Genomic DNA, 11,202 nt, shown 5'->3' with positions numbered 1-11,202 from the left:
GGGGAAGGGGTGGGGGCGGAAGTCTGATTTTTACATCGATTCACCTAGTGGCGCGAGACCCTGCGTTGCTGGAGACTCACCTAGTCGGATTCTGCCTGGCAAGGGAGCGTTGCGTGAGGTATTCATCGTGGGTTTCAAGGCGCAAGCTGATCGCAGCTGCCGCCGTACTCGCAGTAGTCGCGGGTGCGGTGGTTTCGCAGTCGGTCGGGTCGACCGCCTCGGCTGACGAGACGCCGCTGCAGACCCAGCTGGACCAACTGCTCACCAACAGCGCTTTCACCGGCTCCCAGGTCGACCTGGTGGTCCGGGACGCCGCTACCGGCGACACCCTCTACAACCGCAACGGCGGCAACCGCCTGATGCCGGCGTCGAACACCAAGCTGTTCACGTCGGCCGCTGCACTGGGTGTGCTTGGGCCGGCGTACAAGTTCCACACCGACGTGCTGGCGACCAGTCCGGTCAAGGACGGCAAGATCCTCGGCGACCTGTACCTCAAGGGGTACGGCGACCCGACCACACTGCAGGCGGACTACGTCGCACTGGCCCAGCAGCTCAAGGCAGCCGGTGTGCAACGCGTCGTCGGCAACCTGGTCGCCGACGACTCCTACTTCGACCGCGTCCGGCTCGGCGACGGCTGGGCCGGCGACGACGAATCGTCGTACTACTCCGCCCAGATCTCCGCACTGACTCTGGCTCCGAACACCGACTACGACTCCGGTACGGCGATCGTCGAGACCCTGCCCGGGGCCGCAGCCGGTGACCCGGTGAAGCTGACCATGGTCCCGGCCAACGGCGTACTGAAGATCGTCAACACCGCCACCACTGGCGCGACCGGCTCGGCCAACACCCTGGTCGTCGTGCGTGAGCACGGCACCAACACCGTCCGCGTCAGCGGCTCGTTCCCGCTCGGCGCTGCCAAGTCCACCAAGTGGGTGACGGTCTGGGAGCCGCAGCTGTACGCCGCCGACGTGTTCCGCCGGGCACTCGCCGCCGAGGGCATCAAGGTGCTCGGCCGCACCAAGGGCGCCACCACTCCGACTGGTGCCGCTGTGCTGGCCAAGGACGAGTCGATGACCGTGGGCGAACTGATGACGCCGTTCATGAAGCTCTCGAACAACATGCACGCCGAGCACCTGGTGAAGGCGATGGGCGCGGCCGTCAAGGGACAGGGCACCTGGCCGGCCGGTCTGGCCGTTGTCACCGACTACGCCAAGTCCAAGGGCGTCGACACCAGCACCATCCGGATCAACGACGGCTCCGGCCTGGCCCGCAAGGTCAACCTCACCTCGAACGCGATCACCACGCTGCTGCTCGCCGTACAGCAGGAGCCGTGGTTCCAGCAGTGGTACTCCGCACTGCCCATCGCGGGCAACCCGGACCGGTTCATCGGGGGCACATTGGCTTCCCGAATGCGCAATACTCCGGCCGCCAACAACCTGCACGCCAAGACCGGCACACTGACCGGTGCGACCGCGCTGTCCGGCTACGTGACCACCAAGGACGGCCGCAAGCTGGTCTTCTCGATGATCAGCAACAACTACCTGACCACGCCGCGCCCGGTGGAAGACGCCGTGGGTGTGCTGCTCGCCTCCTGGAGTGACCAGACTCCCCCGGCCGCGGCCGCCGTACCGGAGAACCGCCGCAGCACCCAGCCGGTCTGTGAGTCGGAGTGGGTCAAGGCCGCCTGTTAAACCAGTCGACAGTACGGCGCTCGTTCTCCACGCTGTGGACATGAGCGCCGTACTGCCAGACACCTTCACCGTGCGACCACCGACCAAGGACGACGCGAAAGCCGTCTACGAGCTGGTCCGCGACTACACCCAAGCTGTGATCGGTTTCCCCGACTACACCCTCGACGACGCCGTCGACGAGCTCACCGAGCCCGGGTTCGAGCCGGAGACCGACGGCTGGCTGGTCTTCGACGGCGACAGTCTGGTCGGCTACGGCTCCGTCTTCGGCAAGGGCGAGTTCCACGTCCTCGACATCGACGCCGTGACCAGCGACCCGGTCGTCGAGGCCTACCTGCTGGGTGAGATCACCCGCCGCGGCCGCGAACTGGGCGCCGCCCACGGACGGAGCTCCGTGCAGCTGGACACCGGCGTCTACCGCCTCGACACGGCTCGCCGCGAGCGCCTCGAGGCCCACGGCTACGTCCGCGGTACGACGTTCTACCGGATGCGCATCGACCACCAGGCGCCGGTGCCCGTGCCTGAGGTGCCCGCCGGAGTCGTCGTACGGCGTGGTACTCCGGACGAGCAGTCGCAGCGAGCAGCCCACCGCGTGGTGAGCGAGTCGTTCGCAGGGCAGTACGGCTTCGAGGTGCGCTCGTTCGAGGAGTGGCGCGCGTCGCACGAGGCCCAGTCGACCTTCGACTGGTCCGGGATGACGCTGCTCGAGATCGACGGTAAGGCCGTCGCAATGCGCGAGTGCACGGACGGCTTCGTCGAGGACGAGAACTGCAACTACATCGGCCGTCTGGGCGTCCTCGACGAGGCCCGCGGCAAGGGGCTGGCCAAGTACTTGCTCCGCGACCAGTTCGCCCTGGACGCCGCGGCCGGGCGCTCCGGCACCCTCCTGCACGTCGACACCAACAACCCGACGCCCGCGCTGGGCCTGTACCTGTCGGTCGGCATGCGGGAGTTCCTCGTCATCGACTCGGTGCGCTGCAAGGTCGACGTCTGAAGGGACGGCCGGCCGGGGCAGTCGCGGTCCGCCCCGGCTAGCCGTCAGTACTGGAGGGTGCGCTGCCCGACCGCACCGGCGTACACGGTCCGGATGCCGACCGGTCGGCGCAGGTCGAGGTGGACGAGCTGGTTACCGGCGCTCGTAGTGGCCAGCGGGCTGCAGCGCTGATTCTCGGGCTGATCCGACGCCAGCCGGTACAGGTACGCGGCGACGCGGACCGACTTGTCGTCCTGCTCGAGGATCCGGACGACCATGTTCGGCAGGCAGTAGAACGACGAGGTCATGTCCTGCGGCACCTCGACGAGCAGAACCGTCGGCTCCGCGGGATCAACCTGCACCGAGATGATCCGGGCCTCACCGGCCAGCAGCATCCGCGTCCGGCCGTACTTGAACTCGGACGGCGGCGGACCGTCGTCCGACAGCCCTTCCGTCACGCGAACGGTGACCACCGTCTCCGGCCCGGCCGGCTCCTGATCGGCGCGGGGTCGGTCGACCACGGCGAACGTCGCTCCACCAGCGACGAAGAGTGCGGTCACCATCGCCACCGTCACCCGGCTCCGCGTCTTGCGCCCGCGGGCGGCGCGCTCGACGTACTCGAACGGCGGCGCCTCCTCGGGCGTCTGCTCATCGACGTAGCGATTCAGCAACTCATGCATTCTCAGGCACCTCCTTGACCTCCAACAGCGGTTGCAGCGCCTGCCGCGCCCTGGCCAGCCGGGACTTCACCGTGCCCACCGGCACTTGCAACTCCTCGGCGATCTGATCCAGCGGAAGATCCATCACGTGATGCAGTACGACGACCGCCCGCTGGGCAGGTGGCAGCACAGCCAGCGCGGCCGCCACGTCCAGCGACTCTCCATCCGGTGGCGCCACCACCTCGGCCCGGCGACCAGTCAGCCGGGTGAGCGCCTTGGCCGCCGTCTGCTGCCGCCGGAGCCGGCTGATCAACGTCCGCACCGCCACCGACCGAACCCACGCCTCCGGGTCCTCGTACTTGCTGATCGACTCCCACCGGCTCAGCAGCTTCACGTAAGCGTCCTGCGCCACCTCTTCGGCATCAGCGCGCGACCCACCGATAGACACCAGTACGCCGATCAGCCGCGGCCAGCTCCGCCGGTACAGCACGGCCACGTCCGGCACCTGATCCCGATCCACCGAATCCCCCTCCGCGCGCTCCTGGTGGTAACACGCACCACACCCCCACCAGGTTCCACGAAATCCTGAACTTGTCGAGAGGAGATCTGAGAGATTACTCTCGAAACATGTCTCTCAGAAATCCGTACGGCGATTTCGAGATCACCGACCCACAGGCGATGCGGGCGCTGGCTCATCCCGTCCGGCTGGCCGCGCTCAGCTGGCTGCAGCGCCACGGCCCGGCGACGGCGACCCAGCTGTCCGAGCACGTCGGAGCCTCCCCTTCGGTGACGAGCTGGCACCTGCGCCACCTGGCCAACTTCGGTCTGGTCGTCGACGGCCCTCCACCGACCGGCACCGACAAACGCCAACGCTGGTGGCGTGCCGCAGCTCGCGGCTTCCGCCTGGACATGCCCGACACACCCGAGGGCGCCGAGGCGGCACGCCTGCTGAGCGGCCAGATGCTGACTCAGGCCGTCGCCACCGCCCAGCACTGGCAGCGCGACATCGAACCCACCCTCGACACCGAGTGGGCCCGCGTCGGTGGCGTCTCGAACACGGGCGTGCTCGTCACCGCCGACGAGGCCGCGGCAATTCAGCAGGCGATGGAGCAAGTCCTCGCGCCCTACGTACGACGTACAGGCGACGACGATGCTCCGGACGGCGCCCAGCTCGTCCGGTTCCTGCGCTTTTCCTTGCCCGAAGCAACAGAATGACCAGTCCGGGGGGACACATGCCGACACCCAGTCTTTGGCGCGACCGCAGGTTCCGCACCGCGTGGTCCGCGCAGACCGTCTCCGAGTTCGGCGACCGCATCACCGAGCTCGCCCTGCCGCTGATCGCGGTCACGATGCTGAATGCCTCACCGAGCCAGGTCGGTCTGCTGACCGCAGCGGTCTGGTTACCGAACCTGCTCGGCCTCTTCATCGGCTCATGGGTCGACCAGCGGCAGGACAAGCGACGGTTGATGATCGCCGCCGATCTGGCCCGGACCGTCCTGCTGCTCTCGCTACCGGTGGCGTACTGGCTGGATCTGCTCGGCCTCGGGCAGCTCTACACGATCGCGATCCTCGCCGGACTCGCCGATGTCGTCTTCAGCGCCGGGTACGCGACGTTCTTCGTCCGGCTCGTCGCCCGCGAGCAGTACCTCGAGGCCAACAGCAAGTTCTCCGCGACCCGCTCACTGTCCTTCATGGGTGGGCCGGCCATCGGTGGCGCCCTGATGCAGTGGCTGACCGCGCCGATCGCGATGATCGTGGACGCGGCGTCGTTCGCCTTCTCGGCCTTCCAGCTCAGCCGGGTGAAGGCCGATCCGGGCCCGGCCGACGACGACGTACCCGAACCGTTCCTGACCAGGGTGCGTTCGGGCATGCGTTACGTCCTCACGCACCCGTACCTGAAGGGCAGCCTGGGCTGTGCGACCACCGTCAACTTCTTCACGATGATGTCGTCGGCCCTGATCGTCCTCTACGCCAGCCGCGAGCTCAGCCTGCCGGCCGGCACGATCGGCCTGGCCTTCGGCATCGGCGCGGCCGGCGGCCTGCTCGGCGCGATCGCCGCCACTCCCCTCAGCCGGATCTTCGGCGCAGGCCCGGTCGTCGCCGCGGGCACGATCGTCTTCCCGGGTGGGATCGCGATCGCCGTCCTCGCCGACGGCCCGCTGTGGGCCCGCGCCGCCACACTGGCGGCCGCCGAGTTCGTCATGGCGTTCGCGGTGATGTGCTTCGACGTCCCGCTGAACGCGATCCAGGCCGCCGTCGTCGACGACAACCTGCGCAGCCGCGTGTACGGCGCGTTCAGCAGCATCAACTACGGAGTCAGGCCGCTCGGTGCGGTCGTCGGCGGTTTCCTCGGCACCTGGATCGGCGTTCGGGAAACCATCCTCGTCTCCGCCACCGGCGGCCTGTTCGCCGTACTGTGGCTGATCCGCTCCCCGATCCTGAAAACCCGAGACCTCGAAAGTCTCCGCCCGCCACAGCACACCGAGCAAAGCTGACCGAGCGCTCCCCTCCCCCCGGCCGAGTGCGTTTGCTGGTGGGTTTGCGGAGTGTGGCTGCCTGTCCTTGGCAGTACGACTCCGTGAATCTGCGGTTCGTACCCCGGGTCGGGAGGCACACTCCCTAGTCGTGGACTGGGAGGTCTTCGGCGTCGTCGACCTTGGTGACCGTGGTGCGCAGTGGGACTTCCTTGATGAACAGGACTGCGATGAGGCTGACGGCCGCACAGGCGGCGGCGATCAGGAAGATGCGGCCGGTGGCGTCGCCGTACGCGTGCCGCACCAGCTCGGCCAGTTGCGGCGGGAGGTGGTTGACGTCGAGCAGGCTCTGACCGCTGCCGGAGGCCTGTCCACGGGCACTCGCCGGTAGGCCGGCGAGGATCAGATCCTTGACGCGGGCCGCCAGTACAGCGCCGAGGGCCGCGACACCGACTGCACCACCGAGGCTGCGGAAGAACGAGACGGTCGCACTGGACGCGCCGATCTGCGAGACGTCGACAGTGTTCTGTACGGCGAGCACCAGGTTCTGCATCATCATGCCCATGCCGATGCCCATCGCGAGCATGCCGAGGCCGACGTACCAGTACGGCGTCTCGTGGTCGATGGTGCCGAGGATGACCAGGCCGATCACCAGCAGGATGCCGCCGCCGATCAGGTACCGCTTCCACCTGCCGAACCGCGTGATCATCTGGCCGGACCCGACCGAGCCGAGGAACGAACCGAGCATCATCGGGATGGTGAGCAGACCGGCCTCGGTTGGACTGTAGCCGCGGGCGATCTGGAAGTACTGCCCGAGGAACAAGGCGCTGCCGAACATCGCGACACCGACCGCGAGGCTGGCCACGATCGCCAGCGCGGTGGTCCGCTCGCGGACGACCTTCAGCGGGACGAGCGGCTCGGAGACCCGGCTCTCGACCAGGATGGCGAGTGCTCCGAAGACGACTGTGCCGCCGACGAAGAGCGCGGACTGCCAGGACATCCAGGGGAAGTCGTGTCCGGCGAAGGTGACCCACAGCAGCGGCAGGCTGGCCGCGATGCTGATCAGGATCGCGCCGAGGTAGTCGACCTTGACCTTGCGCTTCAGCAGCGGGAGGTGCAGGTACTTCTGCAGGATCACCAGGCTGACCACGGCCAGCGGTACGCAGACGTAGAAACACCAGCGCCAGCCGAGCCAGGAGGTGTCGACGATGACGCCACCGATGAGTGGACCGGACACGGTCGCGACGGCCATCACGGCACCCATGTAGCCGGAGTACCGGCCGCGGTTCCGGGGCGGGATCGCCGCACCGATGATCGCCTGGGCCAGCGCCATCAGGCCGCCCATCGCGAGTCCTTGCAGCACCCGGGCGCCGATCAGGAAGGGCACGTTGTGCGCCATACCGGCCAGCGCGGAGCCGACCACGAAGAGCGAGATCGCCAGCTGTACAAGGAGTTTCTTGCTCATCAGGTCGGCGAGCTTGCCCCAGATCGGGGTGGACACGGTGGTGGCCAGCAGGCTGGCGGTCAGCACCCACGTGTACTGCGTCTGGGACCCCTGGAGGTCGGCGATGATCGTCGGCAGTGCGTTGCTGACGATCGTCGAGCTGAGCATCGCCGTGAACAGCGCGGACAGCAGGCCGATCAGGATCTCGAGGATCTCGCGGTGGGTGAGTTCCGGCGTACTGGGCAGTGGACGCCGGGTCTCGAGGACAGTCATCAGTCTCCCGTTGGGTTCGAACGCCTCACGGAGTCGGCAGCCTCGGTCACGGCCCGGGCGAGTCGCTGCAACACGTTGGCAGCCTCGCTCAGCGCGTCGTCGTCGAAGTCCACCAAGGCGGAGCGCAGTTGCTTGGTGTAGGCGGCATACAGGTCCTCCAGCCGGGCCTTGCCGGCATCCGACACGCGGACCAGTCCGACCCGGGCATCTGCCGGGTCAGGCCGACGACTCACCAGTCCGTCGGCCTCGAGGGTGGTCAACTGCCGGCTCACGACCGAGGCGTCGACGCCGAGCTTGGCGGCGATCTCCCCGCCGCGCTGCTCACCGTCACGCATCAGGACCTTCAGCACACTGGCGTCGGACCGGCGCAGACCGCCGTTGCCCGGCATCAGGTGCTTGTGCTCGATACAGCGCACGGCCCGGATCAGCGAACTGACCCCTTCGAGCAGTTCCTGGGCCGACGCGTCCCGCTCTACCCCCGGGACGAGGGGATGCTGAGCTAGTTGCATAACTCAACTATATACACGATTAGTTGGTTTCTGCAACCATATGTGCAGAACGCTGGGCTTCGGCTACCCAGCGTGAGGTCAGCTCAGGTCGCCGTTGAGGCGACCGAGAAGGCGACCGAGGTCGGCGAGGTCCTCGGGGTTCCAGCGGGTCAAGAGGGCGCGGAACTGCAGTTGGCGCTGGGCGCGCAGAGCACCGAAGCGTTCGGCGCCGAGCTCGGTGAGTTTGAGCAGCCGGGCCCGGCCGTCGTCCGGGTCGCCGACACGCTCGAGAAGACCAAGGCTCTCCAACTGAGTGATCCCGCGGCTGACTGTGGACTTGTCCAGCCCCAGGGACTGCGCGACATCGGAAGCCCGGACCCCGACCCCGGCGCCGCCCATGAACTCGACCTGCGAGATCAGCGCATACCCGGCCGCATCCATATCGGGGTGCACTCGGCGGGCCATCATCATCGAGGCCGACCGCGCCCGCCGGAACAGCGCAGACAACTGCTGCTCGATGTCCGCCACCAGCGGCTCGCTGGCCTGCTCGACCTCAGGTGACGTCATCGGACCACGATCCCGGCATCGCGCAGCGCCTTCTTCACGTCGGCGATCCGGAAGTCACCGAAGTGGAAGACACTCGCAGCCAGTACGGCGTCCGCCCCGGCCTCGACCGCGGGCGGGAAGTGCTCGGGCGCACCCGCTCCCCCACTGGCGATCAGCGGCACGTCGACCACTGCACGCACCGCCCGGATGAGCTCCAGGTCGAACCCCTTTTTGGTGCCGTCGGCATCCATCGAGTTCAGCAGGATCTCGCCCGCACCCAGCTCGCACCCGCGCCGGGCCCACTCGATCGCGTCCAGTCCGGCCGACCGCCGGCCGCCGTGCGTGGTGACCTCGAAACCACTCGGCTGATCGGGCGAACGCCGTACATCGAGGGACAGCACCAGCACCTGGTTGCCGAACCGGTGCGCGATCTCCTTGATCACCTCAGGCCGCGCGATCGCGCCGGTGTTGATCCCGACCTTGTCCGCCCCGGCCCGCAGCAGCCGGTCCACGTCCGCCGCCTCCCGCACTCCCCCGCCCACGGTCAACGGGATGAAGACCTGCTCAGCCGTCCGCCCGACCACGTCGTACGTCGTCTCCCGCGACCCCGAGGACGCGGTGATGTCGAGGAAGGTCAGCTCGTCGGCCCCTTCGGCGTCGTACACCTGAGCCATCTCGACCGGATCCCCGGCATCGCGCAGCCCGGTGAAGTTGACACCCTTGACCACCCGCCCGGCATCGACGTCCAGACAAGGAATCACCCGCACAGCAAGAGTCACCCGCAAAGGATATCCGGCCCCCGTTCAGTTCTGGCTGAACAGTCCCGCCCTGTGAGGCATCCTCGGAGGGATGCCGGATCGACAACGGTGCTACCCGGGTAGTACCGTCGGATCATGGCTGTTGAGAAGCTGAGTATCTCCCTTCCGGACACTGTGGCCACCCGCGCCCGGCGTGCGGCCGAACGAGCCGGTCTCCCCTTGTCCGCCTGGCTGGCCGAGGCCGCCGAGACCGCGGCGAATCTGGCCGAAGCCCATCTGGCCGCCGAAGAGTACGAGGCGATCTACGGCGAGCCCGATCCGCAGGAACTGCAGGCCGGCCGCGCGCAACTGGCGGAGGTCGGTGTCATCATCGGCGCTGCCGAGGCGCCGGAGTACGCGGCCAGCCGCACGGCGGCATTGGCTCGTCTGCTCGGACTGGCCGAAGAAAAGCGGCTCGGATGACCGCCTTGATTCTGGACGCCGGCGCGCTGATCCACGTGGAGAACCAACCACGGGGGCGGGTGTACGGCCTGTGTCGCGACGCCCTCGACAGTGGAATTCAAGCGCGGATTCCGACAGTCGTGCTGGCGCAGGTGTGGCGCGCCGGCCCACGACAGGCGCCCATCGCCACGCTACGCCGGATCTGTAAGACGATCCCCTTCACCGACGACACGGCCGAGGCCGTCGGCCGCCTTCTCGCACTGTCAGGTACGGCGGACGTGGTGGACGCAGCCGTCGTGGTGGCCGCACTCAGTCACGGTGGAGCAGTCCTGACCTCGGATCCCAGCGACATCAGCAAGCTCGCCGACGCCGCGGGCATCGCCATCCCCCTGGTAGTTCTTTGACGCGCTTTGGTCCTAGACCTTAGGTCGAGAACGGCCAGAGGGGGCTGACGGCAACCATCAGCCCCCTCTGGAGATGCAACGGCGGAGGACCGAGGTCTACTTCCTGGCCTTCTCGATCACCCCTCGCGAGGCAATCGACCCGTGTCAACCCTTACCGCCAGGTCGGCCGCTGCATCAACCTGCAACTGCATTTCATTGTCACGATATCAGCACGGAGGGTAACGTTCAAAACGCTACCTGACTTCGACGTGAGGATACGAATGACGGATATTCGAAGGCTTATCGCGAGTGGCCTGGTCCTTGCGACCATGCTCGGCTTGACCGCATCTCCAGCAAACGCGCAGACGCAGGAGACCGACCCCACCACCTGTGCGTACGTTGCGGAAGTCTCTGTCGTAATGGACGGCCAGACCGAGGCGAAAGGTTTCGACTCGAGCCGCGGAGACTTGACTCCGGAACCGAGCAGAACGACGGATGGGTGCGAGGCGGCGGACCAGGGCGGACACGCACCGCAGGACGACTTCGGCAGCAAGGTGTTCACCTCCAAGGCGCCCACCTATCACAAGTCGGATACCAACTCTACGTTCGATGCCCAGACCAACTTCGTCGCAGGCCTTCCCACCGCCTTTGGGTTCAAGGTGAGCCAGGCATTGATCAAGGTGGCAATCAGTCCCGTATCCGTCGCCAATGCCACTCGAACCCCGCCGAACTGTAGCTACAACAAACCAGGGGTCTCAGTCGACTACCTTTTCCACTGGTCGTGCAGCAAGCAGGAGGCCGAAGTCGACTACCGATTCACCGGCAAATGGGTTTTCCGAGTCAACATCGGGGGACAAACCGGCACCGCCACGATTAGTTGGAAATTCGACTACATCATCTACACCCGTATCGGATGATTTAGAGGTTGGCGTAGGCCCGCGGAGATTGTCCGCGGGCCACGCTTCTTTGCGCCTTACTTCCAGGCTTTGCGGCGGGTGTCGGCTGCTTTGACGGGGCGGGTGGATTCCCAGACTCGGCGCCAGTGGGCTGAGGTGGCGGGGCCGGTTTGGGTGGG

13 protein-coding genes are annotated in these 11,202 nt (G+C 67.1%); 7 read left to right on the top strand and 6 right to left on the bottom strand.

All coding sequences use genetic code 11. The features are described from left to right. Window positions 1–113: 113 nt before the first annotated feature. Together dacB and E1261_RS38105 are read left to right on the top strand one after the other, a co-directional pair. The gene (dacB, locus tag E1261_RS38110; RefSeq protein ID WP_238176687.1) at window positions 114–1,691 is read left to right on the top strand and encodes a D-alanyl-D-alanine carboxypeptidase/D-alanyl-D-alanine endopeptidase; all 1,578 of its coding nucleotides are present in this window, start codon (window positions 114–116) and stop codon (window positions 1,689–1,691) included. A 40-nt stretch (window positions 1,692–1,731) separates the two neighbouring features. Beyond that, window positions 1,732–2,682, top strand: coding sequence for a GNAT family N-acetyltransferase (locus tag E1261_RS38105; RefSeq protein ID WP_132414611.1), 951 nt, complete (start codon window positions 1,732–1,734; stop codon window positions 2,680–2,682). Window positions 2,683–2,726: 44 nt separating this feature from the next. Here the strand turns inward: E1261_RS38105 and E1261_RS38100 are convergent, their stop codons facing one another. Together E1261_RS38100 and E1261_RS38095 are read right to left on the bottom strand one after the other, a co-directional pair. Then, a complete protein-coding gene (locus tag E1261_RS38100) occupies window positions 2,727–3,341 on the bottom strand; it encodes a hypothetical protein (RefSeq protein ID WP_132414610.1) in 615 nt (204 codons plus the stop codon). Continuing rightward, window positions 3,334–3,840, bottom strand: coding sequence for an RNA polymerase sigma factor (locus tag E1261_RS38095; RefSeq protein WP_132414609.1), 507 nt, complete (start codon window positions 3,838–3,840; stop codon window positions 3,334–3,336). The genes E1261_RS38100 and E1261_RS38095 overlap by 8 nt, the downstream gene beginning before the upstream one ends. A gap of 107 nt (window positions 3,841–3,947) precedes the next feature. Here E1261_RS38095 and E1261_RS38090 point away from each other — a divergent pair, with 107 nt between their 5' ends. After that, on the top strand, window positions 3,948–4,535 hold the full coding sequence (locus E1261_RS38090) for an ArsR/SmtB family transcription factor (RefSeq protein ID WP_132414608.1): 588 nt from the start codon (window positions 3,948–3,950) through the stop codon (window positions 4,533–4,535). Window positions 4,536–4,552: 17 nt separating this feature from the next. Continuing rightward, window positions 4,553–5,815 carry an MFS transporter gene (locus E1261_RS38085; RefSeq protein ID WP_238176686.1) on the top strand — a complete coding sequence of 421 codons (1,263 nt, stop codon included), beginning with the start codon at window positions 4,553–4,555 and terminating at the stop codon, window positions 5,813–5,815. 124 nt (window positions 5,816–5,939) lie between these two features. Here the strand turns inward: E1261_RS38085 and E1261_RS38080 are convergent, their stop codons facing one another. The 4 genes from E1261_RS38080 to hisF form a co-directional block, all read right to left on the bottom strand. Then, window positions 5,940–7,511 carry an MFS transporter gene (locus tag E1261_RS38080; protein ID WP_132414606.1) on the bottom strand — a complete coding sequence of 524 codons (1,572 nt, stop codon included), beginning with the start codon at window positions 7,509–7,511 and terminating at the stop codon, window positions 5,940–5,942. Then, window positions 7,511–8,020 carry a MarR family winged helix-turn-helix transcriptional regulator gene (locus E1261_RS38075; RefSeq protein WP_132414605.1) on the bottom strand — a complete coding sequence of 170 codons (510 nt, stop codon included), beginning with the start codon at window positions 8,018–8,020 and terminating at the stop codon, window positions 7,511–7,513. The genes E1261_RS38080 and E1261_RS38075 overlap by 1 nt, the downstream gene beginning before the upstream one ends. Window positions 8,021–8,098: 78 nt before the next feature. Beyond that, window positions 8,099–8,566 carry a MarR family winged helix-turn-helix transcriptional regulator gene (locus tag E1261_RS38070; protein WP_132414604.1) on the bottom strand — a complete coding sequence of 156 codons (468 nt, stop codon included), beginning with the start codon at window positions 8,564–8,566 and terminating at the stop codon, window positions 8,099–8,101. Then, on the bottom strand, window positions 8,563–9,324 hold the full coding sequence (gene hisF / locus E1261_RS38065; protein ID WP_132414603.1) for an imidazole glycerol phosphate synthase subunit HisF: 762 nt from the start codon (window positions 9,322–9,324) through the stop codon (window positions 8,563–8,565). The genes E1261_RS38070 and hisF overlap by 4 nt, the downstream gene beginning before the upstream one ends. Window positions 9,325–9,438: 114 nt before the next feature. Here hisF and E1261_RS38060 point away from each other — a divergent pair, with 114 nt between their 5' ends. From E1261_RS38060 to E1261_RS38050, 3 genes are all read left to right on the top strand, one after another. Next, on the top strand, window positions 9,439–9,765 hold the full coding sequence (locus tag E1261_RS38060; RefSeq protein WP_132414602.1) for a hypothetical protein: 327 nt from the start codon (window positions 9,439–9,441) through the stop codon (window positions 9,763–9,765). Then, a complete protein-coding gene (locus E1261_RS38055; protein WP_202875390.1) occupies window positions 9,762–10,148 on the top strand; it encodes a PIN domain nuclease in 387 nt (128 codons plus the stop codon). Before E1261_RS38060 ends, E1261_RS38055 begins: the two co-directional genes overlap by 4 nt. A gap of 260 nt (window positions 10,149–10,408) precedes the next feature. Continuing rightward, on the top strand, window positions 10,409–11,044 hold the full coding sequence (locus E1261_RS38050) for a hypothetical protein (RefSeq protein WP_132414601.1): 636 nt from the start codon (window positions 10,409–10,411) through the stop codon (window positions 11,042–11,044). The last annotated feature ends 158 nt before the right edge of the window (window positions 11,045–11,202 follow it).

The sequence above is a fragment of the Kribbella albertanoniae genome (assembly GCF_004348455.1).
Lineage (GTDB): Bacteria > Actinomycetota > Actinomycetes > Propionibacteriales > Kribbellaceae > Kribbella > Kribbella albertanoniae.
This window is presented reverse-complemented; position numbering and strand designations above follow the sequence as displayed.

Bases quoted from the DNA above. Each gene is read 5' to 3' on its own strand.
- E1261_RS38105 (WP_132414611.1), top strand. From the start codon at position 1,732: ATGAGCGCCGTACTGCCAGACACCTTCACCGTGCGACCACCGACCAAG.
- E1261_RS38100 (WP_132414610.1), bottom strand. From the start codon at position 3,341: ATGCATGAGTTGCTGAATCGCTACGTCGATGAGCAGACGCCCGAGGAG.
- E1261_RS38090 (WP_132414608.1), top strand. From the start codon at position 3,948: ATGTCTCTCAGAAATCCGTACGGCGATTTCGAGATCACCGACCCACAG.
- E1261_RS38085 (WP_238176686.1), top strand. From the start codon at position 4,553: ATGCCGACACCCAGTCTTTGGCGCGACCGCAGGTTCCGCACCGCGTGG.
- E1261_RS38080 (WP_132414606.1), bottom strand. From the start codon at position 7,511: ATGACTGTCCTCGAGACCCGGCGTCCACTGCCCAGTACGCCGGAACTC.
- E1261_RS38075 (WP_132414605.1), bottom strand. From the start codon at position 8,020: ATGCAACTAGCTCAGCATCCCCTCGTCCCGGGGGTAGAGCGGGACGCG.
- E1261_RS38070 (WP_132414604.1), bottom strand. From the start codon at position 8,566: ATGACGTCACCTGAGGTCGAGCAGGCCAGCGAGCCGCTGGTGGCGGAC.
- E1261_RS38060 (WP_132414602.1), top strand. From the start codon at position 9,439: ATGGCTGTTGAGAAGCTGAGTATCTCCCTTCCGGACACTGTGGCCACC.
- E1261_RS38055 (WP_202875390.1), top strand. From the start codon at position 9,762: ATGACCGCCTTGATTCTGGACGCCGGCGCGCTGATCCACGTGGAGAAC.
- E1261_RS38050 (WP_132414601.1), top strand. From the start codon at position 10,409: ATGACGGATATTCGAAGGCTTATCGCGAGTGGCCTGGTCCTTGCGACC.